Genomic DNA, 26,820 nt, shown 5'->3' on the forward strand with positions numbered 1-26,820 from the left:
TTTAAAATTGAATTACTCAATAGATATCACATAACAAATTATCAAGAAGTGTCATTATTTATAAGACTTAATTATTCAAAAATAGGATGTATTTTCTGAATAATTTGAATTTATGGGCACGGCCAATATCACTTTCTTCTTGGAGAAATCAGCACGATTGGAAAAGTTAAAGATCAAAGTGAAATTATTTTAGGGTGGATTCACTGAGTTTTTTGAAAAACTTGCCGAAACCTTATAAATTCCATAACACAGGTATGATTTATAATGACAGAATTAAATATCTATGGGCAAGCACTGGGCAAATCATTACCCGACTGGTTGCCTCGAACAACTCCCCAACGGATTATCCTCAAAGGAGACTATTGCCTCCTTGAACCTATTGATATCAAGCATAGCAAGGATCTATTTGAAGCCTGGCACAGCATTGATGACGAGCGTGACTGGACTTACTTTCACATTAATCGCCCCATCACAATTAGGCAATGTGACCATTATATTGCCTCTCTTAGTGCAAGTAAGGACCCTCTTTTTTATTCAGTCATCAATTACTCCACCGGAAAAGCAGTAGGTTTTATCGCGTTACAACGCATTGACCCCGAGAATGGGGCGGTAGAAATCGGTTGGATTAACTGGTCACCGTTGATGAAACGTACTTTATGCAGCACTGAGGCAATATTTCTTTTGCTATCCTATGCGCTGGATACTTTGCAATACCGGCGATGTGCGTGGAAGTGTGACAGTTTGCACCAGCCAGCGATTCAAGCGGCAGAACGGTTGGGATTTCAATACGAAGGTACTTTCAGACAAATACAAGTATCCAAAGGGCATAGTCGTGACACCCGTTGGTATTCTATTATCGAGAGTGAATGGCCAGGGATTCGGCGAGCTATACAGCTTTGGCTAAGCTCAGCTAACCTGGATGACCGGGGTAAACAGAAGCAGAAATTGGCCGAGTTTATGCCAGTGACAGAAGAGTAGTTATTTTCAATTAGCGTAATGCTGGCTTCACATCACCGAAGCCAGTATATGGCATCTTATTGTTTATTATAGTGTAAATTGTAATTCTGGTTAGTTATGCTGCTCATTTAAGGATTAGTGGCAAATCATGGGGTGATTTTACTCAATGTGAGACGTAATAGTCATTTTGGTCTTCAATCAGCGCAAGGATTGGAAGACGATGTAGAAAATAGTTTAGCTATATAATAAATTGATATTGAAAGTTATTTTTTGTGTGACCTTTCGATGATGTAGTGAGCACAAAATCTCTATATGAGTGAGTGACAGTGCGGAGTGTCCTACCATTTACTGCCGAATGGCATTTGTCAGCCTGGGTGCACAAAACGGAAATCGATAACGCCTAATGCTAGAGCTAAAATGTGGAAGCAATACCGCCATCGTAGTACTACATGAGATTTATGGTATTAATCCGCATATCAGGCGGGTGTGTCATGAATATCATGCGATGGAGAGGGACGTTTATTGCCTCAATCTTATTGGGCGCGATGAGCCATTTAGCTATGCACAGCAGAATGAGGCATATCGCTATTTTATTGAAAATGTAGGTTTTGACACCTCCCATATCGTTACTCTGCTCCAGACACTGCGGCCACAGTATGACAATCTTATCCTTGTAGGGTTTAGTGTTGGAGCCACGCTTGCCTGGCTTGCGGCCAGAAGCGGGTTATGCGCAAGGGTTGTCTGCCACTACGGTTCACGTATCCGCGAGCACAGCGATATTGCGCCACCTTGTCCAGCTCTTGTCATCCTTGCCCGACATGAGGCTTCTTTCGATGCGACAATCCTGCAAAGTGAACTAAAAAAATATCCTAATGTTGATAGCCGCATATTCAGCAGCCATCATGGGTTTTGTGATGGGGATAATGCCAACTTTGATGCAGAAAACGCCGATCTTGCAACTAGATTGGTACACCAGTTTATAGGGTAGCTTTGAAAAAATGGGAAAGTTTTCCATTAATACTCTAGCCCGCACGATTAGCGACTACTTTTGCAGTAGTGTATGTCCTATTACGTTAATGAGGCGTGCGGCTACTGACCTTCTTCTCTATATTTTAAATAATAAACATTTAAGTTGTTAATGCCATATTTTCTACAGATACTACGACGATAGCCACTGACAGTTTTATAACTGAGTGATAACTTCTTTGAAATCTGAACAGAATTTAAACCTGATATAATACATTGTAATGTTTCATTTTCTCGTTTAGTTAATTTATTTTTAACCAGATTATCTTCATCAAGCGGTATGAAATGACCGTCATAGCGGTTGTGACATATTGTCCCTATTGTTTTTTTGATGTAAGGAATATTACTTTTTCTGTATATGACTGCATGATATATATTAGGGAGGTTAGACAGATCAGAGTAGTTGTCACAAAATAAAATAATCCCTACATTGTGGGCTGACTTTATTTTAATTAATAGATCATGAACTTCACTATGTTTGAATCCAGTAATGTCAAGTAGTATCAGCTTGAGTTTCCCATCCATATTTTTTATCAGTGAGGGAATAGAACGGTAAACCCTTATTACTGAGTCTTCTGACTGTTGGTATAGCACATCATTCAATAGTATTTTGAAAGAGAAAGACATAAGTCCGCACTGGCTGAGGATAAAATAGTTCATATAATAATTCCTTTTATTTTTAACTAATGAATGAAAATAAGAAAAACCACTGCGAAATAGTGATATATACTGCATGAGTATTTATTTCTTATATCTAATTGATTTTTCATGAAATACATTATGATTATTTACTGATGATGCTCGCGGAAAGATAAATATAGCCGTAGTGAACATCATTGCTAAAGGCCAAAAAAGCGCTATGCCTTCCCCCAATAATGCTTCGCTGGAAACAGCAGCTACATAAAGGGAAGGTCAATTAGCCTGCCAGAAAAAGTGATAGCTAAGTTTATTAGAACTTAAGATTTCAGCTATTTGTAGCAGGTCATAATCATCTAATTTTTATTTACTTATATCTAATATAGAAATCTAGGTTAGAAATTATATTTCACACCTAGCATTACAGCGGTATCACTGTAACCTTTGTTGCCGATTTGCTGGGCAACATTACCCCACAGGTTAACTTTTTTATTGATTTGGCCTTCAACACCCACTTTTAATTCACCTATATTGGCGGCTCCATCTTGCTTCACTGTCACGTTATCCATAGTGACACCAAAGTCTTTGGTATTATGGATCCAGTTTGCTTCTACAAATGGCTGAAATACTCGGTCTTTACCTTTATCCTGGCTGCTATAGCCATTCATAAAGGCTTTCACACCCAGACGGGTCTGGATATTGCCATCACCTTCACCAGAGACATTCGTGCCGTTAGCTTCTTTATGGTCGTCAGCTTTCACACCCATCCAGGTCATCTGCGCTTTAGGCTGGATAAAGTAGGTGGCATTTTTAGCGGCATTTTCACCGATTTTGAAGGTATAACCACTCTCAACCGAGGCAGTTATCCCCTTAGACTTATATTCTTCAGTATTCAAATCTTGACCGTCAACGGTGTTGTTGAACCAGCTGTATTGCGCCCAACTGTCGACATATAAGCCGGACTTATCGGCCTCGTTGGCATACCAGGTCCCGTAGACACCGGTGCTGTAACCGTCAGTTGACCCTTTAGCGTTGTAACCGGATACTTGCGAGATGGTGGTGCTTTTGCTGTTACCATACCCAGCCATAACGCCCAGATGGAAACGGTCCATGTCGTTATTGCTCCACTGAGCAATATCTCGGCCTAATTGCAGCACATAACGGTTAGTCTGTGTGCTCAGTTGATCTTGAGAATCACGGAAACGGTTATGCCCACCCTCGTTACGCAACCACATACTGGTTACTTTCTGTTCGCCAGTCAGTGCGTCGATATACTGAGTTTCGCCCAAACGATCATGCAAACGAGTGACAAACATATTATTAGCCGAGGCTAAGTTGGCAGTATAGCCGCCAGCTTCTGGACGCTCAGTCATAGCAGATGGAACTGTTGGGTCTGAAGGTGGCGTAGGAATAACAGCATTAGTCAGATACCAGTTATTGGCATTAGCATCAGAACCGCGCATCAATGAATAATCATAAGCACCGGCAACGATACGATCCTTTTGAATAAACTCACCGTCAGATAAGCCATTAACCTGAATCAATTCAATACCGTTTAACGTTGTCGCGCCAGTGCCACCCGCGTTAGTCACGCTGACGAAGGTGTTCCCTGAAGTGTTACCTTCGACGATCATTTTATCCGTTATGGAGTTGTCGTCATTTAATTCAGTATTAAACAATAAGTTACCGTTATTACCAATATAGTCACCATGGACAGTTAATACGTCGCCTGCAATAGGATTGGAGAAATTAATTGTCCCGGCGTTAGTCAGCTCAGCGACGTCAGAACTTGCCATCATATTCCACATGGCGCGACTATCAATATTCACCTGGCCGCCATTACGTGCAAGACCATTCCATTGTGTATTGTTAATGCTGAGATTAGCTTGGCTACCTAAACCTGACTGGATATCACCATTTAAAACCATATCGTTTGCATTAACATTAACGATACCAAAGTTCGCCAGGCTAGCATCGGTATCTGCATTTATTAATATGCCATTGTTAATAACACTACTGTTATCAAGGACTGCATTGATGGTGCCACCAAGAGCATTAAATGTTTTGCCGTTTTGACTATGTATATTGGCATTCTGTTGATTCATAGTCACAATTGCTTGGGTGTTACTATTCACTGCATCAGCGTTATTACCACTAGTAACTATATTGGTATTAGTCACATTAACAGTGGTCCCACTGTCATTAGCCTGAACCGCATACGCATTATTACCCACCGTACTGATGTTATTGCCCTGACTAATAATAGAACTCGCGGAACTGGCCATCATGGCTACTGCACCATTACTGGCTGTACTGATAGTGCTACCCGTAATATCAGCCTGACCGCCTAAAACTGCCTGGATAGCGGTATTATTAGCGCCGAGGGTTTTAACCGATGCTCCTGGGTTAATAACAATTTTACCACCTGGCCCTCTCGCACTTACTGCGGTTGCCTGATGAGTGATAATTTGCGTATTTCCACTGACAGTTGCTAAAGATGATCCATTACCATTCAGTTCAGAAGAGACTAGCGCAGTACCCGCCCCGAATGTTTCCAGGGTACTATCGATGATATCAAATTGAGTATTTGCACTATTTGTTGTTTCAACGAAGACCGCAGCGGCAGAGGCTCCACCGGTACTGGCGTATGAGCCGGTCATGCTCCCTCGTGAACCATTTGCTATTTGTAAAGCACTGGCACTTGAGCCGAGATAAGCACCTGTTGTTGTCAATCTAGAGTTATTGATAATTACTGAACTATTATTAGCAGCTATACCCTTGCCACCGGCACCTGTTGCTGAAATGGTACTGTTATTCAATGAAATTTGGCTATTAGAGACCAGTGACAGGCCAGAGGCATTTGCTCCTGAAACTGAAATATTTGCGTCATCCAAGTTAACACTGGCACCCGTTTGCGCATACACGCCGTGTGAGCCAGTCCCTGTAGTGGTTAATGTACTTCCGTGTAAAAAATCGACACGTGAGCCTGCCCCAGAAGCATATAAAGTATCAGCGGCATTACCCCCAGTCGTTAATGTGATATCACCGTCAGCAATTAATACACCACCATTTGATACCGTTGCTGCATGCCCAGAAAAATCGTTAATCAAGCCAGTATCTACTACTGTCCCATCAGGGGCATTTACAGTTGTACCATTTACTATAATTTGGGAGAACGCAGGCGTTGCTATGGATGTAAAGGCAATAGCGATTAGAGTTTTTTTAAAGGCAGGCATAATTTTATTATATCTCTCATTGTTTTTAAGTGAAAATCTGTTTATTAACAAATAGTTATATTATTAGTATTTTTAATGTAATTAAACCGTTCTCGATAACCATTTTTACTTTCGTAAATATGGAGCGTAGGCTACGCCACAGTGTATTTAATATCCTGTAGCATACTAATGATTGAGTTTTTATATCATGCCGTGATTATAGCTATAATTTATTTTGTTAAATATAGGATATGATACATATCGTTGTAGGAATTTTCTTGATTCGTTTTTTTGTAAAATGACATAGAAAATTTCTTTAGTATTATTTAACTAAATGATTAACATTATCATTTCATATCTACGAGGGTGAAACCTATTTTCGTATCTAATGGGGGGATATGCTGGTGTTGACGTATTTTAACACTTATCCATTTGAGTTTTGTCGGAGAGTGAGCCAAGAACAATACCTGCTACTGAAAATAGACATTGTTGAGCATCAATGCTTAACAATGTCTACTTGTCATTTTAAACGTAAATTATCTTATTAAAAATACAAAAACAAATGAGGAAACTATAGATGCGATAAATATAGAGATGCCGATCAGTATATCAGTCCAGATATTATCTGGTATTTCAAATTCAGAAATAGCAAAAAAACTATCTATTAGTAATAAAACTGTTTCCATACACAGAAGGAATATTTATGCCAAGTATCAAACAGACAGTTTGATTAAACTTTATTTAAAACTAAAGTAGCCTACAGTTTTATACGTGATAGTTATGATTAACATCAGCGGCGTGGCGGATTTGAATAGTAAGAAATACTAAAATGTCAACACAGTTATAGGAGTGGAAAAATAACGAGTCGCCACTCACCGATCTCATTGTCTCCTGTTTCTATTATTTGCTAAAAAATGAATTTTCCTACAAAAAAATCACAGGGATCCCAATGTGTTTATATTGCTACTTTATACGGAATAGTTAAATTTATTTAGCTGGCAATAGTTAATTATAAATTTTTAAGTTATGCCAGCGTTTATTTAAGTTCCCCTGCATTGATTGACAGATGGATTAATCATATCAATCAATAGGGCAAAGCGTCGTGTTTACACGTCCCTTATTGTAATCAGAGAGTGAATAATTAAAAACTCATCACTATATTAACCATTGCTGCTGCATGCAGATCTGCTGCTTTGGCTCAAAATGGAGACTTTTATGATCCTAATACTTCTGCATCACAAACTAGGGTAAATGGTGGTTTTATTGCACATGGCTTTCAATGCAACATCTGATAAGCTGAAGCATCTCTTTATCTGGCAGGTTAATCGATACGCTAGTTTCATGGTCGATATTTTCGGGGCATTATTATCCTCTGGAACCTACGCTGGTATTGCAAATAGGGTATCAACTGCTATAAACGCCAGATAATGTTCGCAGTACGTGCTGCTGCGAGGGGGGAGATATTCTACGCTTAATCAATATGCCAATGAAATTGGTAGGAAATGTTAATGTCCACTGGAGGAGTTCAATGTGTCTTTGAGCAAAAATTACTTATATCAGGCTGGAGCTACCCAGGTAAGATGGGCTAGCGAGTTGTTTTCGACCTCTATTTTATTATTTTGTGGACTAATACTCTATTCTGCTAATTTGTGCGCGGCACAATCTCTGCCCCATAACGACTTACTCACTAAACCCGGCGATGTTATTCAAATTAAGCTCAGTGAGTTGCATCCGACCCAAATAACCGTAGGTAAGCTCCAGATTGCAGGTGATTTGGCTGATTATGCTAGCGATTCAAAGCACTTATTCAATGATTTGTGTAAAGTTCAAGGGGCAGGGAAACTGGCTAAATATAGCCTGTCATCAACACCGAAAGATCCCACTTCATATACCTGTAAACAGGCTATAGGAACCAATAAAGCTGATATGAACACGGTTGATATCGGACCAATGGGGAAACTTTACCTGACTGATGGTCATCATGCATTTAACAGCTTCTGGGATGCATCCGGTGGCGGCGGTGATGTGACCTTAAGCGTACTGGTCGGGCAGAATATAAGCCGTGACAACGACGGAACGTTATTTACTCAAGCTCAGTTCGAACAACAGATGACTGAACTTAAACATTTTCTCCCTATTGATGCCGAGGGGAAACCAATTACTTTCTCTCAATTGCCTGCAACTCTGGGCACGAGTGCTTTTCAGGACGATCCATATCGCTCAATACTCTATTATCTACGCGGTATATCTTACGATAAGTCTGATAAAAATCTTAACCCTCAAACGGGTAAGCCCTATAAGGAAATACCTTTCCTCGAGTTTTATTGGGGACAGCTATTACGCAGTAAGATGGATTTAAAACGTTATAATTTGCATAAGCAAGATGACTATATCAAGGCTCTGGAAGACGCAGCAACCCTGATGGTGAATGTACCCAAGCAGCAACTGATAGGGCATTCAGGTCAAACGGCAAGAGCTTTAGGTCAGATGAACAGCATTGATGAAAAGCGTTTAGATAAACTGGCGAAACCGGATTCTAAATTAGCGAAGGCACTTAATTATCAGTCAACTCACTGAGTTATAAAGATAAGATCTTTGTTGAATAAATCGAACTTTTAGCCTTAATCAGGTTGGGATCACCACATTTCTGATGATATTGCAGTATCTCGTGGCAAAACAAAGGTTCGAAATCACCCATTGGACAGCCTACAACAAGGCGCTCATCAGTCGCGGCTTGCTAACATTCTGGCTGGATGAGTCGGCCATCTAGACTTGGTGTCGATAGGAACAGGTGAGTTCGGTTGATATGGGGATGGGAATAATAGAAATAACGGAAAGATTTCAGCTGGCCCTGCCGGGCAGGGCCAAACCGTTTAGCACGAGATCAACTTAAATCGACATCCTTATGCCCGAAAAGCCACGTCAGGATAAACCCGGAAATATACGAAATAACCAGACCAGCCACATACACCAGCATCCCGGCGAAAATACCTTGGGCTGATGTCATCAGAGGAATAGATACCAAGCCAGATGGGCCAAACACGGTATTCAGGCCCACCGGTAACCCCAACCAGGCAACAAGGCCAATAAAGAAGCCGCCGACAGCACCGCCTAAACATGCGGTAATAAAAGGCTTCAGGCGTGGTAACGTTACGCCATAAATAAGCGGCTCACCGATCCCCAGTAGCCCAGGGAAAATAGCCCCTTTAATCTGTGTTCGCAGGACTGAACCTTTTGGCGAACGAGCATAAAGTGCCAGTGCCGCACCCACCTGACCGGCACCCGCCATGGCCAGAATAGGGAATAATGAGTTAAATCCTTGTGCATCCATTAAGGCGAAATAGACCGGAACAAACCCTTGGTGGATACCAAACACCACTGCAATCAGGAATAACCCTGCTAGAATGGCAGTACCAAACGGGTTACCATTCAAATGCATAAACAGCCATGACATCCCCTTAAACAGTTCGCCACCCACTGGCATGATAACAACGAAAGTGATTGCTCCTGTAGCGAGTAAAGTTATCGCCGATGTCAGGATCATATCCAGATTATCAGGGATAAAACGGCGCACCTGTCGCTCAATCCATGCGCCCAAGATACAGGCCAACAGAACCCCAATGATATTGCCGCGCGGGTCAATTGCCAGACCAAAGAAGTTTTCCATGCCACCGTAGTAGCCGATGGTACCTTCCGGCACATAGCGTAAAATAAATAGCGAAGCGATAATTGCGCCGTTAACCCCCGTCCCACCAAAGGCTTGCTGTGTATTAAAGCCAATCAGAATGCTAAGGAAAGTGAACAAACCGATGCTAAATACTTTCATGTATGCAATCAGTGCCGCCAGCCACGGAGACTGAATAACGCCGTCCACTGCCAGTGTCTGCTGGAGCAATGTTGCTATCCCCAATAGTAATCCTGCGGCAATGAACCCTGGAATGAGCGGGGTAAAAATGGTGGCGAATTTGGTCAGAAAACTATGAACAGCGCTTTTTTGTTTCGCTTTCATTTGCTGTTTTGTCTGGCTGGCCAGCACCTGCAAATCAACATCCTGAGCACTTTCATGTCCCTGCTGCGGTTCAGAACCCAGGAGCTTGTTCATCATCTCGCTGGCGGTCTGGGCTTTGCCCGGCCCGAGAATGATTTGCAGTTGATCATCGCTGTTCACCACCCCCATCACCCCAGGGATTTTTTTCAGGTCGTCATGTTGTATCAGTTGACGGTCTTTTAAGGTGAGGCGGAGCCTTGTCATGCAGTTTCCGCAGACAATGATATTTTTACTCCCGCCGGTGAAGAGTAAAATTTGGTCTATCGTAGTGCCGGTTATTTTCGCCATGGTTATACTTTAATCTCCTGTAGCGCTTTACGGATAAATCCCTTATTTTTGTTAAGGATAGCGCTAGTTTCCTCAGCAGACATACCCCTTAGGATCATCATAATGACTGTTTTACAGTGTCGGTTGCACTCATTGAGTGCCTGTTCCGCCTTTTCGGAGGAACACTCCGTCGCCTGAACAACAATATCGACCTGACGTTGCACCAGTTTGGCGTTTGTCGCCTCAACATCCACCATCAGATTGCTATAAACCTTGCCGCTACGGATCATGGCGCCGGCTGTCAGCATATTCAGAATTAATTTCTGCGCGGTCCCTGCCTTCATCCGTGATGATCCGGTGACAACTTCCGAGCCGACCAGCGGTTCAATGGCGATATCTGCCGCTTTACTCATTTCATTATTTTGATTACAGGAAATTGCCACTACGCTAGCGCCAACATGGCGTGCATAGGCCATAGCCCCCAATACATAAGGTGTGCGGCTATCTTTTGCATTTTCAACTGCCTGTAAAATAGCAGTATTACCGCCAGCGATCAGCCCTACGACCATTTCTCGCAGCGTACCATAAGTTGGCGGGCATTCGCTCGCATCCAACATCACCAAGCGACCAGAAGTGCCTGCCCCACAGTAAATTAATCTGCCACCTGGCGCGAAAGCAGTACCTCTTTTTTTGTTTTTATTATTTTGGATGGGTTGGTTAACCCCGAGCTGCTCTTCAAAAAACGAATACACGGCTATTCTGGTAATAGCTCATCCACGATATAAGGACATTGCTTATGAAGAGAGGTTTCTCCGCCGCACAAATCATCAATATGTCGCAAGATCTCTAAAATTGAATAGTTCGTTTGTGTGGGATGCTTACAGGGGGAAATCTATTGAAATCGTGTCAGTAATGGGTAGGGAGTCGGAGCGGAAATAGAGCAGAATCCAGATACGAAAAAGCCCCGCTTTGCAGCGAGGCCTTATAAATAGTGGTGCCCGGACTCGGAATCGAACCAAGGACACGGGGATTTTCAATCCCCTGCTCTACCGACTGAGCTATCCGGGCAACGGGGCGCATTAAACCGTATTGGCCGCTGATCGTCAACGAATTTATGGTTTAAAACCACTAAAACTGTACTGACTGCTCTCTTTTCAGACAAAAGAACCAGAAATTATCTCAGGGCAGCGATAAAACTTAGTGGTAAATCACTTAACCCAGTGCGCCATTTTTACGGCATTGCGCGACTTCCAATACATCTTCAGCCAGGCGCTTGGCAATTTCAACATCGACGAGTTGACGTTTAACCAGCAGTTTGCTTAAACAACCTTCCAGAATCAGTTCCATCTGTTGTGCAACCATAGCTGCATCATCAGCGTCCATCTCTTGCAACAGCTCTTGGGTATAGAGTAGTGAGGCCTGTTTCTGCTGTTCAGCCAACTGGTGGATCGGGTGTTCATTATCGGGATAGAAACTGCATGCAGCAATAAATAAGCAACCGGGGTAACGCTGATTCTGCACTTGCTCACCTAGCGTCTGGTAACGCGCCAGTAACTTTTGTTTGGGTGATAAGGTTTCGTCCAGTTGCAATTGTCGCCGCCAGGTATCTATCTGCTGGCCATGAAAGCGCAGACAGTCATACAACAAAGCTTCACGATCCGGCCAGAAACGGGCCAGATCACTGACTTCAACTGACACCTCTTTTGCCAGCATCTCCAGCGTGGTGTTTGCCAGTCCTTGCTGCTCCAATAGATTGAGCGCACTGCTTAAAACTTGTTCACGTTGCACGTTGCTCTCCTCCAACTTCTTATCTGGCAAGTGTGGTTTACCACCGCCTATGGTGCAAATAGTCTATACCCTGCGTACTGATTAATAGACATCGGCAGGTATGGACATTTTCTGCCAGCAGACTCTGTACCTTATCATTACTACGGCGACATTTTTCTAACTCTTTACCCTTTAGTTGTTTGTTAATTTATAACGACAAAATCACCGCACGATTTTTGCTATTTAGCAGTCTGTGAAGCAGGGCGCATTTTATTGTGCATCTGCCTATAACGATTGGTGAATAACTCATAATTCCTGTTCTTTTGCCTGATGGTTTATTGGAACGGGGTTTCTATAATGGTCATCGTGAACCGTAAATAGAAAAAATCTTACAAAACAGGCGCAAAATTAACGACTAACACCCACTGCCGTGTGCGCTGGCAACCTGAATTGCATCACGTCCTGCATCGAGCCGTCGTTCCATCCGGGCGTTCAATTATAAGGATCGAAAATGAGTCTGCAAAATTATCCTAATCAGTTCCGCCGCAACCTACAACAAGGGCAAACCCTTATTGGTTGCTGGAGTGCACTGGCAAATCATATTTCAGCCGAAGTGCTGGGCCTGGCGGGTTTTGACTGGTTGGTTCTGGACGGTGAACATGCGCCGAACGATGTTACGACGTTTATTCCACAACTCATGGCGCTGAAAGGCAGTAATAGCGCACCGGTTGTACGTGCGCCCTGTAATGAACCCATCATTATAAAACGCTTATTGGATATCGGTTTTTATAACTTCCTGATCCCGTTTGTTGAAAGCGAAGCAGAAGCCATACGTGCGGTTGCCTCGACCCGTTATCCACCGGCGGGGATCCGCGGGGTTTCTGTGTCTCATCGCGGTAACAATTACGGCACCGTACCCGACTACTTTGCCACCATCAACGACAACATCACCGTACTGGTGCAAATCGAAAGCCAGCAAGGGGTGGATAATATTGATGCTATCGCCGCCGTTGATGGGGTGGACGGTATTTTTGTTGGACCGGGCGATCTGTCGGCGGCACTGGGTTATCTGGGGCAGCCCAATCATCCCGAAGTACAAAAAGTGATTCGTCATATTTTTGATCGCGCTAAAGCACAGGGTAAGCCGAGCGGCATTTTGGCGCCGGTTGAAGCTGATGCCCGCCGTTATCTCGAATGGGGGGCAACCTTTGTCGCTGTTGGCAGTGATTTGGGCGTATTTCGTAGCGCGACTCAGGCGTTATGCGACAAATTTAAAAAATAACCATCAGTCTGTTTTGACAGTTTAGTACTGCCGCGTTGACGGCCTTCCGACTTAATTGAGGAGTAATAAATGAAAATCGGCTTTATTGGTTTAGGGATTATGGGAAAACCAATGAGTAAAAATCTGCTGAAAGCGGGCTACTCATTAACAGTGCTCGATCGTAATGCTGCGGTGCTGGATGAATTGATCACGGCTGGCGCGCGTACGGCAACGACACCAAAAGCACTGGCAGCAGAATGCGATATCATCATTACCATGCTACCTAATTCGCCTCATGTAAAAGAAGTGGTACTGGGTGAAAACGGTGTTATTGAAGGTGCTAAACCCGGCTCTGTGCTGATTGATATGAGTTCGATTGCACCGCTGGTTAGCCGTGAAATCAGTGAAGCGCTGGCACTAAAGCAGGTTGCAATGTTGGACGCGCCAGTCAGTGGTGGTGAGCCAAAAGCTATCGATGGCACTTTGTCAGTGATGGTGGGTGGTGATAAAGCGGTATTCGAGAGCTGTTTCGAGGTGATGAAAGCCATGGGGGGATCGGTGGTGCATACTGGTGATATTGGTGCTGGTAATGTGACTAAACTGGCCAATCAGGTGATTGTCGCACTGAATATTGCCGCGATGTCTGAAGCCTTGGTGCTGGCAACTAAGGCGGGAGTGAACCCTGATCTGGTATTCCAAGCGATACGTGGTGGTCTGGCAGGCAGTACCGTGTTGGAAGCCAAGGCGCCGATGGTGATGGATCGTAACTTCAAACCAGGCTTCCGTATCGATCTACATATCAAAGACTTAGCTAATGCCCTCGACACCTCGCATGGCGTCGGTGCACAGTTGCCCCTGACCGCAGCCGTGATGGAGATGATGCAGGCGCTGAAGGCTGATGGTTTGGGCACCGCTGACCACAGTGCATTGGCGTGTTATTACGAGAAATTGGCTAAAGTTGAAGTCACTCGTTAATCGGTGGCTCCGGTGCCTGCGGGTGCCGGGCTACTGGGTAACAGGGCTATACTGGTAAGCATTCCGTTATCCTGAGCGGCCGGTTTATAACGTCGGAGCCTGTGCGGTATTGGATAGCTCATGAGATTGAATCATTTATGAAAATAGTCATCGCCCCAGACTCTTATAAAGAAAGCTTATCTGCGCTGGATGTTGCGGTGCAGATTGAAGCGGGTTTTCGCACTCAATTTCCCGATGCACAATATATCAAATTGCCGGTCGCGGATGGTGGTGAAGGTACCGTTGAGGCCATGGTTGCGGCCACCACTGGCCGGATTATTCAGGTCAATGTGACCGGCCCGTTAGGTGACGAAGTTGCGGCTTTTTACGGAATATCCGGTGATGAAAAATCGGCCTTTATTGAAATGGCAGCCGCCAGCGGGCTAGAGCTGGTTCCGCCAGAACTGCGCAACCCACTGAAAACCACCTCCTACGGTACCGGCGAATTGATTTGTAATGCGCTGGATCAGGGGGTCAAACATATAATTATCGGCATCGGTGGCAGTGCCACCAATGATGGCGGTGCAGGCATGGTGCAAGCGCTGGGTGTCAAACTGCTGGATAAGCAGGGTAAGCAGATTGGTTTTGGCGGCGGGAAGCTGGCTGAACTGGATGTTATTGATATCTCAGGACTGGATCCGCGTATTAAGCAGTGCCAAATCGATGTTGCTTGTGATGTCACCAATCCACTGACTGGCAGTGAAGGGGCATCGGCTATTTTTGGGCGGCAGAAAGGGGCGACACCTGAGATGGTTAGCCAACTGGATGACGGTTTGCAGCATTATGCAGGTATCATTAAACGTTATCTTGATATTGATGTTGACCAGGTTGAAGGCGCTGGCGCGGCGGGTGGTTTAGGTGCGGCATTACTGGCGTTTTGCGGTGCAACCTTAAGCCCCGGTATTGATATTGTCACCGATGCTCTTGGTCTGGACGCTTTGGTTAGGGACGCGACGTTTGTTATTACCGGCGAAGGGCGCATTGATAGCCAAACCATTCACGGCAAAGTGCCGATTGGTGTCGCGAGAGTTGCCAAACGTTATAATAAGCCAGTGATTGGTATTGCCGGTAGCCTGACAGACGATGTTGATGTGGTGTATGAGCATGGTCTGGATGCGGTATTCAGCGTGATCTACAGTATCTGTACTCTGGAGCAGGCACTGGATAATGCGGCAGCCAATGTGTTTATGACCGCACGCAATATTGCCGCCACGCTGGCGATGGGGATGGCTGTCGGTAAATCATCGCAAGAAAGTAAATAACACGCTTTTGGTCATAACCATCCACCGGTAAATCTCTATCAGGGCTAACGATTGATTGGCCCTGATTTCCTCGTTGGCGCTCAACTTTGCCAGCAGCATGCCCCCGGTTCTGCCATTTATGTGACCCGTCCCTCAACTCTCTTTCTTTGTGGTGTGAATTGGGCGTTTGTCCAATGTATTCCCCTTCCAGACCTCATATGCTGGTGCATCAGCCCAGACTGAGGCCCATTCATGAGTGTATATAATCTTGACCCCCGGCTAGCCCAGGATATTGTTACCCGTACCATGAAGATCATTGATACCAATATTAATGTGATGGATGGTAAGGGGCGGATCATTGGTAGTGGTGATGAAGAGCGCCTTGGCGAACTGCATGAAGGGGCGCTCTTGTCGCTGTCTCATGGCCGGATTGTCGATATCGATGAAGCTGTTGCTCGCCAGTTGCACGGCGTAAGGCCAGGGATCAACCTGCCATTGCGCCTTGAGGGCGAAATCGTGGGGGTGATTGGCCTAACCGGCAACCCGGGGCAACTACGTCAATATGGCGAATTGGTGTGCATGGCAGCAGAGATGATGATGGAGCAGGCGCGGTTGGTGCATCTGCTGGCGCAGGATAGCCGTCTGCGTGAAGAGTTGGTATTGAACTTGATCCGCACCGAAGAGATATCACCGGCACTGATTGAATGGGCGCAGCGCCTTGGGGTGGATATCAATGAACCACGGGTCGTGGCCGTGGTGGATGTGGACAGCGGCCAGTTGAGTGTCGACAGTGCTATGTCGGAATTACAAGAGCTGCAAACCCTGTTGACGACGCCAGAGCGCAATAATCTGATTGCGATTGTTTCACTGACTGAGATGGTGGTGCTTAAACCGGCGCTAAATAGCCATGGCCGCTGGGATGCTATTGATCACCGGCGGCGTATGGAGTCTTTGCTGTCGCGCATGACTGAGCGGGGTCGCTTGCGAGTGCGCCTGTCGCTTGGCAATTTCTTTACCGGGCCGGGCAGTATTGCGCGCTCATATCGTACCGCTCGTACTACCATGGCGGTCGGTAAGCAACGGATGCCGGAGCAACGCAGCTATTACTATCAGGATTTGGTGTTACCGGTATTGCTTGATAGTTTGCGTGGTGGCTGGCAGGCCAATGAATTAGCCTTACCACTGGCTAAATTACGGGCGATGGACAGTAACGGTCTGTTGCGGCGCACTCTGGCCTGCTGGTTCCGTAATAACGTGCAGCCAACGGCTACTGCCAAAGCGTTATTTATTCATCGCAATACCCTGGAGTATCGGTTGAATCGTATTTCCGAACTGACCGGTTTGGATTTAGCGAACTTTGATGATCGCTTGCTGCTGTATGTGGCGCTTCAATTGGGCGAGCAGGAGTAGATGTGATAGCAAGAAGAGCAGGCCGAGTGAGTGTCACCCGGCCTGATGATTCACTGATACTTAGGTCACTGGTGCCGGATTAAACACCGCCAAGGCATTGCGCAGCCCCCATTGATCGGACCACGTCCGTTTGCGATCACTGGCAATATCCAGAATAAATTCAAACAATTGCTGACCAACTTCTTCAATAGTGGCATCACCTGTCGCAATGGTTCCGGCATCGATATCCATCAGGTCATGCCAGCGGTTAGCCAGATCAGTGCGGGTTGCCATTTTGATTACCGGCACTGCCGCCAGACCATACGGCGTGCCGCGCCCGGTGGTAAATACCTGAACGGTAATACCAGATGCTAACTGTTGCGTGCCGCAGACAAAATCACTGGCTGGGGTGGCTGCAAAAATCAGCCCACGCTTGGTGGGGCGCTGCCCCGGTGAAAGCACTTCCACAATGGCGCTGCGGCCGGATTTGGCAATAGAACCGAGTGCTTTTTCCACGACGTTTGCCAATCCGCCCTTTTTATTCCCGGGTGAAGGGTTGGCGCTACGATCGGTTTTGCCGGTTTCGAGGTAGTCGTCGTACCATTTCATCTCTTCCAGTAACCTTCTGCCAACCTCCTTGTTAATCGCCCGCGGGGTTAACAGATGGATAGCATCACGCACTTCCGTGACTTCAGAGAACATGACTGTTGCGCCGCAACGCACCAGTAAGTCCGAAGCGTAGCCCACTGCAGGGTTCGCGGTTACGCCAGAGAAAGCGTCACTGCCACCACATTGCATACCGACCACCAATTCAGCGGCTGGGCAGGTTTCACGTTGGCGCATATTCAGGCGTTGTAGATGCTTTTCCGCCACTTGCAGAATGTCATCGACCATGGAACGGAAGCCGACGTGTTTCTCATCTTGCAAGCGCACGATATTGCTTTCATCCAGTGAGATAACCTGCACGTCAGGTGTCCCTTCCAGCAGCCGCTCGGGTTGGAGTTTTTCACAACCGAGACCGACGACCATCACTTCGCCACCAAAATTGGGGTTAAGGGCCAAGTTATGAATAGTGCGGATGGGTACTACCGCTGCTGGGGCATTGATTGCCACTCCACAGCCATATAAGTGATTCAGTGCAACTACGCCATCGACATTGGGATATTTGGGTAGCAGGGTGCGCTCAATGATATTGACCACATAATCCACCACGCCAGCGACGCAATGTACGCTGGTGGTAATCGCGAGTAGGTTTTTGGTCCCGACACTGCCGTCAGCGTTGCGATAGCCCTCAAAGGTATAACCTTCCAGTGGTGGCAGGGCCTCGGGGACTGCGGTGGCAAGGGGTAAGGTCTCCAGTGCGGGTGCGGCAGGTAATTCAACCAACGATTCATCTATCCAGCCGCCGCGAGCGATATCCCGCACTGCCAGACCAATCACCTCAGCATAACGAATGATTGGGCCGCCTTTAGGAATATCGACCAAAGCCACTTTATGGCCTTGTGGCACATGCTCAATAAGTTCAAGGCCACATTTAAACCGGGTGCCAGCACATAGGCCATTGTTATTAACCACAATGGCAACATTATCCGCGTCCTGTACTTTAATATAAAGCGGGTTGTCTACAGGACTATTACAAATGCTCATAATATTTCCCTTATATACCCTTTAATTTTTTTGGGTACGATAATTATGTTGATAACATAACTGTTATTTTTATCAATACAGCCATTATTTGTCTTAAACATAATGCTCACTAGCTTGTAAATAAGTATACGCCGCTAAAAAGAGCAAGGCATTGTGCGGATGACCTAGATGCTAATGGGTTTGGTGCCTATTTTTGTTCGCAAGCCCAAAAGCAGGTGAGCATTATCACGAAAAGGTCATTTAGCGCCGACATACTTTGACATTAAAAACGCATATAAAAAAAGCCCTTCGACAAAGGGCTATGTTAAAAATGGGTACGCGGGCTTTTATTATGCTGATGCTTTGATATCAAATGAGGCTATGCCAATATTAATAACAGAGGCGATATTGCGGGAAGCAGTTCTGATATTTTCAGTTGCCTGAGAGAGTGCATCGTCAAGTGTACAAATGTGGTAAATAATACTGAAAATAGCATCAACACCATGTTGATGAACAATGTTGGCATCGGTAGCCAGGCTGCCGGCAATACCAATCACCGGTTTATTGTATTTTTTGGCTAATCGAGCGACACCTACCGGGACTTTGCCATTGATACTTTGGCTGTCTATCCGGCCTTCACCGGTCAGAACGAGATGACAGTCTTTGATATAGGTTTCCAGGTCTAATGCTTCAGCGACTATCTCCACGCCCTGGCGCAACTGTGCACCGCAAAATGCCAACAATGCGGCCCCCATACCGCCAGCGGCCCCCGCGCCAGGTATCCTATCTACGTCTATTCCCAGATATTGTTTAACCATCTGCGCGTAATGGACCAGGTTATTATCCAGTATCACAATCATGGCGGCCGTAGCCCCCTTCTGTGGGCCAAAAATAGCGGAAGCGCCTTGCTCACCGGTCAGCGGATTGGTCACATCACAAGCGACTTCAATGCGGCAATCTTTAAGGCGTGGGTCCAGCTGCGACACATCTATCGAGGCAATGTTATGTAAACTGCCGCCACCAAAATCAATCTCTGCGCCATAGGCGTTACGCAATTTGGCCCCTAGCGCCTGTACCATACCTGCACCGCCATCGTTGGTGGCACTGCCACCGATACCGATAATAATATGACGCACGCCTGTTTGCAGCGCTGCACGGATTAATTCACCGGTGCCGTAGGAGGTCGTGTTTAACGGGTTCCTCAATTCGGGTGGGACCAATTCCAGTCCGCTGGCCGCTGCCATCTCAATAAAAGCCGACTTCCTATCACCTGATAATCCCCAGAAAGCCTGGATTTTATTACCCAGCGGCCCGGTAACATCAGTCATGATTTTTTGGCCGCCGGTTGCGCTGATCATAGCGTCGACAGTGCCTTCACCACCATCAGCCACGGGGATCTTGATGTATTCAGCATAAGGGAACACTTCTCTAAAGCCTTGTTCAATAGCCTGAGCTACTGCTATAGCCGATAAACTTTCTTTATAAGAGTCTGGTGCGATGACTATTTTCATTAGGTGTCCTGTCGCTATATTTCAAACAACAAGTGCCCCATAAGAGGCACCTATTGTTATTCCCTTAAGATGTTTTCAATTCCAGACGTTTGATATCGCCTACAACAAATAAGTAGCAGAACATAGCCATAATGGCAGAGCATCCAACAAAGATTAATGCGGCATTAAAGGAGTGTAATTCTTTCACCAGATAACCGATAACCAGCGGTGTGACAATAGAGGCGACGTTACCAAATACGTTAAATAATCCGCCACATAAACCAACAATTTCTTTTGGTGCGGTATCAGCAATAACTGGCCAGCCCAATGCACCGAAACCTTTACCAAAGAAGGCCAATGCCATCAGTGCGACCACCACCACGTCACTATCGACGTAGTTGCACAGAATAATGCTTGATGCCAATAACATACCTAACACGATAGGGACTTTACGGGCAAAAGTCAGAGAGTGACCACGTTTAATGAGTGAGTCAGAGAATACGCCACCTAATACACCACCGGCAAATCCGCACAATGCCGGGATAGAGGCGACCATCCCCACTTTTAAAATAGACATCCCTTTATCTTGTACTAAATAAATGGGGAACCAGGTTAGGAAGAACCAGGTAATGGTATTAATAAAGTATTGACCAAAGAAGACACCTAACATCATTCGGCTAGCCAATAATTGCTTCAGATAATCTAATTTAGGACCGCTTTTATGACCGTCAGGTTTCTTGTGGTCCATATCGACAACCGCACCACCTTGTTTTATGTATTCAAGTTCAGATGCAGACATACCCGGGTGATCGGTCGGGTTATGAATAAATTTAACCCAGGCAATGGTTAATACGAAACCTAGCCCGCCCATCACAGTAAATACATGCTGCCAGCCCCAGGCAAAGGTTAAATAACCTAATAACGGAGAGAAAAGGGCCAGAGAGAAGTATTGTGCAGAGTTAAAAATGGCTGAAGCTGTGCCTCTTTCTTTGGTTGGAAACCAGGCCGCGACAATTCTGGCGTTAGCTGGGAAAGAGGGTGCTTCAGAGAAACCTAACATAAAGCGCATGATAAACATGGAGATAGCGGCATACGCTATCGGGAACATGTCGACAAACCCTTGCGTAAAGGTAAATAGCGACCAGAAGAACAGGCTATAGGTGTAGACCCGCTTGGAGCCGTAGCGGTCCAACAACCAACCACCCGGTATTTGCATTAGCAGGTAAGCCCAACCAAAGGCTGAGAAGATATAACCCATTGCAACAGCATCTAATTGCAATTCTTTTGCCACTTCGGTGCCTGCAATTGACAATGTTGCCCGGTCAGCATAGTTAATTGCAGTCACAATAAAGATAATCAATAATATTATATATCGGACGTGGGTCCGTTTTTCAGTCACAGCGGCTTCCAGACTCATTTTTATACCCTCTATAATCATTATTTAGGTTGCCGCATTTAAATTCGTTATGAATGAGATGCAATAACCTATTTTTTTATTTGGTGTTATATAAATAAAAGAATCAATTTTCATAAATGTCTTCGTTAGCGCCAGATACATTATATGGAGCGGGGAAATAATTCGCATTGTGCATAGGCCCAAAAAAACGCGGCTAAATTATTTAATTGTTGTGTGGCTGTACAGCGAAGTGGGGTTATCATCACAAATACCCGTCGGACTTGAGGTTGCAACGGTGCGAGCGGTCTTGCCGCAACAGCAACTAGTTTGGTTATATTCCAATGAGATTATTTTTAATCCTGATAATAAACTGATCTGGATCAAAATTATCTTTAGTATTCAGATGGGGTAAATAAACATCTAATTAACATTGCCCGGGTTAAATCTCTTTATTATTGTAAATAACTGAGTGAAATAACTGTGCTTAATCGATTCTTCCCGCTATTTATTACTCTTTATCTTCGTGCATTTGCCTATTTAATTATCCCGAAATATCAGCAATGGCACAATTCTTTTGCATTAAAAATTAATTGTAATAATACAACATTATAGACACTATGTTTGTAAGGTTAATGATTTGATAGAGTTGTGAATAGTTGTTGCAAATAATAATTATTTATCCGGCAATGGCGTGACTTCTGGGAAGAAATAAGATGAATCCATTTATTGTGGCTGACGCCGAAAGTTGTATTGGCTGTCGCAGCTGTGAAGTAGCTTGTGTTGTCGCTCATCATGAGGGGACATTCCCTGATAAACCTGACTATTTCACACCTCGGGTGAAAGTATTTAAAGGTAACCAAAGTGCCACTGCGGTCTTTTGTCACCATTGTGAAGATGCCCCTTGTGCCAGCACTTGCCCGAATGGTGCCATCGTTGAGTTGAATAACAGTGTTCAGGTTATTCAGGAAAAATGTATCGGCTGCAAAACCTGCATGATCGCCTGCCCGTTTGGCATGATGACGGTGGTCACCGAGACGGTACAACCTGCGAGTCATCGTCTGGCCGATGCCTATCAACGTACTGAAGCACAGAAATGCGACCTTTGTATTGATCAGCCTGATGGCCCTGCTTGTATCAAAACCTGTCCGACGCAGGCCCTGACACTGGTTGATCAACATTATCTACTCCGGCAACAGCAGCAAAAGCGCCAGCGCACCGCATTGAATGAGCACAATGGCCGTTTGTTCAGTAGTGCTACTTCTGCTGGCGCGGCGCACTCATTCAGCCCACTGAGCAAAAATATTCGTGATGCGGCACCGGTTAATCTATTGCAGCGGCCACGAACACCGCGCCTTGAGCCTAAAAAAATCCCACTGGCGGAGCGTAAGGCAAGTTTTGCCGAGATCTATCTGCCGTTCACTGAAGGCCAAATCCATGAGCAGGCTGAACGTTGTTTAAATTGCGGTGATAAGACCATCTGTCAGTGGACCTGCCCGCTACATAACGCTATCCCGAAATGGATTTCATTGGCTCATCAGGGCCGTATTCATGAAGCAGCTGAGTTATCCCACCAAACCAGTAGTTTGCCAGAGATATGTGGCCGAGTTTGCCCGCAGGACCGTTTGTGTGAACAAGCTTGTACTTTAAACGACCACGATGGCGCAGTGACGATTGGTCAGATTGAACGGCATATTACGGAAACGGCATTAGCCACCGGCTGGCGGCCGGATATGTCGCAAGTCAAACCCACGGGTAAACGTGTTGCTATCATCGGTGCAGGGCCTGCGGGGTTAGGGTGTGCGGATATTCTGGTCCGTAACGGCATTACACCGGTGGTGTTTGATCGTTATCCCGAAATCGGTGGTTTGTTAACCTTTGGTATTCCGGCATTCAAATTAGAGAAAGGTGTGATGACCCGTCGGCGTGAGATTTTTAGCGAGATGGGTGTCGAGTTCTGCCTAAATACCGAGATTGGGCGGGATATCACCATGGAGAGCCTGCTTAGTGATTTCGATGCCCTATTCCTCGGCGTGGGAACATACCGTTCAATGCGCTCCGGGTTGGAAAATGAGGATGCTCAAGGGGTTTACGATGCATTGCCATTCCTGATCGGCAATACCCAACACCTGATGGGGTACGCGGGCAGTGGTGCTCACCCTTATGTCAGCATGGAAAACCAACGGGTAGTGGTTTTGGGCGGCGGCGATACTGCGATGGATTGTGTACGTACTTCGTTGCGCCATGGTGCTAGCAGCGTGATTTGTGCTTACCGTCGTGATGAAAAGAACATGCCTGGCTCCAAGCGAGAGGTGAAAAATGCGCGCGAGGAGGGGGCCGAATTTATGTTCAATCTTCAGCCACAAAAGATTGAGGTGGATGAACAGGGGCAGGTTACTGGTATCAAAATGGTTCGAACTGAAATGGGGCAGGCAGATGCTAAAGGGCGGCGGCAGGCCCGCCCAATCACCGGCTCCGAGCACATTATTCCGGCCGACGCGGTGATTATGGCCTTTGGTTTTAGCCCGCACCGTATGTCGTGGCTGGCGGAACACAATGTGGTGCTGGATAAGCAGGGGCGAGTGGTCGCACCGACGATTTCCGGTTACCCGTATCAAACCAGTAACCCAAAAATCTTTGCGGGTGGTGACATCGTGCGTGGCGCAGATCTGATTGTCACGGCCATTGCCGAGGGGCGCAAAGCGGCCGAAAGCATTGCTTATTATCTCAATGTTTTATAACCCCGGCGGCCAGGAGAGAAGATGAACCGATTTGTAATCGCCGATATGACGCAGTGCATTGGTTGCCGCACCTGTGAAATTGCCTGTGTGGTGGCACACAGTACCAATAATAACGCCAGCACCATTACGCCAGAGCAGTTTCATCCGCGCCTGAGTGTAATGAAAAGCTTTGCCGTCAGCACCCCAATCTTGTGTCATCAATGTGAAGATGCGCCCTGCGAGAACTCCTGCCCGAACGGTGCCATTGTCACTGGCAATCATGGGGTTCAGGTAATGGCATCTCGCTGTATTGGCTGCAAAACCTGCATGTTGGTCTGCCCATTCGGGGCGATGAATATGGTTGAGCAGGCAAGCCATGACGCAATGGTCCGGGCGCAAGCGCATAAATGTGATTTATGCCATTCCCGTGAGGCAGGCCCAGCCTGTATAGAAGTCTGCCCAACCAAAGCATTGAAATTGGTAACGCCGATGGCGTTGGAAACGCTACAGCGGGACAGACAATTGCGCGCTGCTCGTGGTGCTGCGCCGGGTATCGTCCGGTAACCTTTGTGGTCATAAGGATAATAAAATGGAAAAGATCCTCACGGTCTGCCCTTATTGCGGCTCTGGATGCAAATTAAATTTATTGGTTGAGGATGGCGAAATTGTTGGCGCTCAGCCGGCTAATGGTGTCACAAATCAGGGGGAGTTATGCCTGAAAGGTTACTATGGCTGGGATTTCCTCAACGATACCCGGTTGCTAACCCCACGACTGAGCGCGCCATTGTTACGGCATAAGCGGGGTGAGGCATTTCAGCGTGTGAGCTGGCAAGAAGCCATTGCCTTTATTACCACCAAACTCAAAGCAATAAAAAAACGCCATGGTGCGGATGCCATCATGATGACTGGCTCCTCAAGGGGGCCAGGCAATGAGGCCAACTATGTGATGCAGAAGTTGGCACGTGCCGCCATCGGCACCAACAATATCGATTGTTGCGCTCGCCTGTGTCATGGCCCCTCGGTAGCCGGATTGCAGCAAACGCTGGGCAATGGGGCGATGAGTAACTCGATTGGTGAGATTGAAAATACCGACTGTGTGTTGGTGTTTGGTTATAACGCGGCTGACTCTCACCCGATTGTTGCCAGACGGATCCTCAAGGCCAAAAACAAGGGAGCCAAACTGATCGTCTGCGATCCTCGCCATATTGAAACCGCCCGTATTGCTGATCAATGGTTGGCACTGAAAAATGGCGCGAATATGGCACTGGTGAATGCCTTTATCTATGTGCTGATTGAAGAAAAACTGTACGACGCTAATTATGTCCGTGCACATACGCGCGGTTTTGAAGACCTGCAAGCTGGAGTGGCAGATTACCGCCCGGAGGATGTTGAACACATTACTGGCTTGCCGGCGCAAGCGGTACGACAGGCCATGCGCACTTATGCTGCTGCTCCGGCGGCCACTATCTTGTGGGGCATGGGCGTCACCCAATGGGGGCAGGCGGTCGATGTGGTTAAGGGCTTGTCTTCGCTGGCGTTATTAACCGGTAATCTGGGGCGGCCAAATGTCGGTGTCGGGCCGGTACGCGGCCAAAATAATGTGCAGGGCGCGTGTGATATGGGCGTGCTGCCCAATACCTTCCCCGGTTATGAGAAAGTGACTGATGATGAAGCCAGAAGCCGCTTCGCTGCTGCCTGGGGAGTGCCTGAGTTACCCGCGCATATTGGTTACTCGATTACTGATGTGCCGCATAAAGTTGCAGAAGGCAAGTTGAAAGCCTATTACGTGTTTGGTGAAGATCCAATCCAGACCGAACCTGATTTGGCTGCAATGCGCGCCGCGTTCGAGGCATTAGAGCTGGTGGTGGTGCAGGATATCTTTATGACTAAAACCGCCGAATTGGCGGATGTGGTACTCCCGGCGACCTCGTGGGGTGAACATGAAGGGGTTTATACCAGCGCCGATCGTGGCTTCCAGCATTTTAACAAAGCCATCGAGCCGAAAGGCGATGTGAAGCCTGACTGGGAAATAATTAGCCTGATATCCACGGCAATGGGTTACCCAATGGCGTATCAAAACACTCGCCAAATTTGGGATGAAATGCGCAACCTGTGCCCACCCTTCTATGGTGCAACCTACGAGAAAATGGCCGGTTTGGGTTATGTTCAATGGCCTTGCCCGACAGAAGATCACCCCGGCACGCCGTATCTCTATACTGATAGCCAGTTTGCTACTGAGGACGGTAAAGGCTTACTCAGTTGTGCACCATGGCAACCGCCCCATGAGCAGACTAACCCTGATTACCCACTGGCACTTTGCACCGTGCGGGAAGTGGGCCACTACAGTTGCCGCTCTATGACCGGTAACTGCGCCACATTGAAGATTCTGGCAGATGAGCCTGGCTATGTACAAATACACCCAGAGGATGCCAGCCAGCTCGGTGTGGTTGATCAGGCACTGATCTGGATCTCCTCGCGGCGTGGCAAAGTGATCGCCCGTGCCAGTGTTACCGATCGAGCCAACCTGGGGGCGGTGTATATGACCTATCAGTGGTGGATTGGTGCTTGTAATGAGTTGACGGTGGATCATGTTGATCCGGTGTCAAAAACACCGGAATTCAAGCATTGTGCCGTTAAGGTTGAGGCGATTAGTGATCAAAACGCGGCGGAGCACTATGTTGAGCAACAATATAGCCAGATGAAAAAGCGCTTATCCGATGCGGCTACCGTGCAGTAATTGATAACCTACCGCGCCAGACCATTCACATGG

18 protein-coding genes, 1 tRNA gene and 1 pseudogene are annotated in these 26,820 nt (G+C 46.4%); 11 read left to right on the plus strand and 9 right to left on the minus strand.

Features of this window, described 5'->3' with window-relative positions:
• The first annotated feature begins 264 nt into the window (after positions 1–264).
• A complete protein-coding gene (locus V1956_RS04250) occupies positions 265–978 on the plus strand; it encodes a GNAT family N-acetyltransferase (RefSeq protein WP_083161044.1) in 714 nt (237 codons plus the stop codon).
• Between the two features lie 382 nt (positions 979–1,360).
• Positions 1,361–1,945, plus strand: a complete 585-nt coding sequence (locus tag V1956_RS04255; protein WP_442824837.1) for a dienelactone hydrolase family protein — start codon at positions 1,361–1,363, stop codon at positions 1,943–1,945.
• 101 nt (positions 1,946–2,046) lie between these two features.
• On the opposite strand, the gene V1956_RS04260 is transcribed toward V1956_RS04255, so the two are convergent.
• Complete coding sequence (locus V1956_RS04260; RefSeq protein WP_372559954.1) at positions 2,047–2,643, minus strand: response regulator transcription factor; 597 nt, start codon at positions 2,641–2,643, stop codon at positions 2,047–2,049.
• Positions 2,644–3,014: 371 nt separating this feature from the next.
• Positions 3,015–5,729 (minus strand): autotransporter outer membrane beta-barrel domain-containing protein, encoded by a 2,715-nt coding sequence (locus V1956_RS04265; protein WP_442824838.1) that lies wholly within the window; start codon positions 5,727–5,729, stop codon positions 3,015–3,017.
• A gap of 699 nt (positions 5,730–6,428) precedes the next feature.
• Here V1956_RS04265 and V1956_RS04270 point away from each other — a divergent pair.
• Complete coding sequence (locus tag V1956_RS04270) at positions 6,429–6,590, plus strand: helix-turn-helix transcriptional regulator (RefSeq protein ID WP_442824839.1); 162 nt, start codon at positions 6,429–6,431, stop codon at positions 6,588–6,590.
• Positions 6,591–7,364: 774 nt separating this feature from the next.
• Positions 7,365–8,411, plus strand: a complete 1,047-nt coding sequence (locus V1956_RS04275; protein WP_442824840.1) for a ParB-like protein — start codon at positions 7,365–7,367, stop codon at positions 8,409–8,411.
• Positions 8,412–8,718: 307 nt separating this feature from the next.
• Here V1956_RS04275 and murP read toward each other — a convergent pair whose 3' ends face one another.
• From murP to V1956_RS04295, 4 genes and pseudogenes are all read right to left on the minus strand, one after another.
• Positions 8,719–10,170 (minus strand): PTS N-acetylmuramic acid transporter subunit IIBC, encoded by a 1,452-nt coding sequence (gene murP, locus V1956_RS04280; RefSeq protein WP_420074892.1) that lies wholly within the window; start codon positions 10,168–10,170, stop codon positions 8,719–8,721.
• A gap of 2 nt (positions 10,171–10,172) precedes the next feature.
• Positions 10,173–10,826 (minus strand): annotated as a pseudogene (locus V1956_RS04285) (N-acetylmuramic acid 6-phosphate etherase); the annotation flags it as partial.
• Between the two features lie 315 nt (positions 10,827–11,141).
• A tRNA-Phe gene (locus V1956_RS04290) sits at positions 11,142–11,217 on the minus strand.
• A gap of 144 nt (positions 11,218–11,361) precedes the next feature.
• On the minus strand, positions 11,362–11,937 hold the full coding sequence (locus tag V1956_RS04295; RefSeq protein WP_083161032.1) for a transcriptional regulator: 576 nt from the start codon (positions 11,935–11,937) through the stop codon (positions 11,362–11,364).
• A 490-nt stretch (positions 11,938–12,427) separates the two neighbouring features.
• On the opposite strand from V1956_RS04295, the gene garL reads away from it, so the two are divergent.
• The 4 genes from garL to V1956_RS04315 all read left to right on the plus strand — a co-directional run bounded on the left by garL (position 12,428) and on the right by V1956_RS04315 (position 16,842).
• Positions 12,428–13,198 (plus strand): 2-dehydro-3-deoxyglucarate aldolase, encoded by a 771-nt coding sequence (gene garL / locus V1956_RS04300; protein WP_372557801.1) that lies wholly within the window; start codon positions 12,428–12,430, stop codon positions 13,196–13,198.
• A 69-nt stretch (positions 13,199–13,267) separates the two neighbouring features.
• The gene (gene garR / locus V1956_RS04305) at positions 13,268–14,152 is read left to right on the plus strand and encodes a 2-hydroxy-3-oxopropionate reductase (RefSeq protein ID WP_083161028.1); all 885 of its coding nucleotides are present in this window, start codon (positions 13,268–13,270) and stop codon (positions 14,150–14,152) included.
• Positions 14,153–14,289: 137 nt separating this feature from the next.
• The gene (locus V1956_RS04310) at positions 14,290–15,453 is read left to right on the plus strand and encodes a glycerate kinase (protein WP_372557802.1); all 1,164 of its coding nucleotides are present in this window, start codon (positions 14,290–14,292) and stop codon (positions 15,451–15,453) included.
• Between the two features lie 231 nt (positions 15,454–15,684).
• Entirely contained in the window at positions 15,685–16,842 is a 1,158-nt protein-coding gene (locus V1956_RS04315) for a CdaR family transcriptional regulator (protein WP_019211377.1), read from the plus strand.
• A 60-nt stretch (positions 16,843–16,902) separates the two neighbouring features.
• Here the strand turns inward: V1956_RS04315 and garD are convergent, their stop codons facing one another.
• The 3 genes from garD to V1956_RS04330 form a co-directional block, all read right to left on the minus strand.
• Positions 16,903–18,468, minus strand: a complete 1,566-nt coding sequence (gene garD, locus V1956_RS04320; protein WP_442824841.1) for a galactarate dehydratase — start codon at positions 18,466–18,468, stop codon at positions 16,903–16,905.
• 329 nt (positions 18,469–18,797) lie between these two features.
• Positions 18,798–19,958, minus strand: a complete 1,161-nt coding sequence (locus tag V1956_RS04325; RefSeq protein ID WP_420071879.1) for a glycerate kinase — start codon at positions 19,956–19,958, stop codon at positions 18,798–18,800.
• A 64-nt stretch (positions 19,959–20,022) separates the two neighbouring features.
• Positions 20,023–21,354 (minus strand): MFS transporter, encoded by a 1,332-nt coding sequence (locus V1956_RS04330; RefSeq protein ID WP_005187385.1) that lies wholly within the window; start codon positions 21,352–21,354, stop codon positions 20,023–20,025.
• A gap of 692 nt (positions 21,355–22,046) precedes the next feature.
• On the opposite strand from V1956_RS04330, the gene aegA reads away from it, so the two are divergent.
• Genes aegA through fdhF form a run of 3 tightly spaced genes read left to right on the plus strand, consistent with a single transcriptional unit; the run spans position 22,047 to position 26,787 of the window.
• Positions 22,047–24,071: a formate-dependent uric acid utilization protein AegA gene (aegA, locus tag V1956_RS04335; protein WP_442824842.1), complete on the plus strand. Its 2,025-nt coding sequence runs from the start codon at positions 22,047–22,049 to the stop codon at positions 24,069–24,071.
• Between the two features lie 21 nt (positions 24,072–24,092).
• Complete coding sequence (locus tag V1956_RS04340; protein WP_442824843.1) at positions 24,093–24,614, plus strand: 4Fe-4S dicluster domain-containing protein; 522 nt, start codon at positions 24,093–24,095, stop codon at positions 24,612–24,614.
• A 25-nt stretch (positions 24,615–24,639) separates the two neighbouring features.
• Complete coding sequence (gene fdhF / locus V1956_RS04345; RefSeq protein WP_420071544.1) at positions 24,640–26,787, plus strand: formate dehydrogenase subunit alpha; 2,148 nt, start codon at positions 24,640–24,642, stop codon at positions 26,785–26,787.
• The last annotated feature ends 33 nt before the right edge of the window (positions 26,788–26,820 follow it).

Origin of the sequence: Yersinia sp. 2540 StPb PI, assembly GCF_052217165.1 — a bacterium.
GTDB classification, from domain to species: domain Bacteria; phylum Pseudomonadota; class Gammaproteobacteria; order Enterobacterales; family Enterobacteriaceae; genus Yersinia; species Yersinia enterocolitica_E.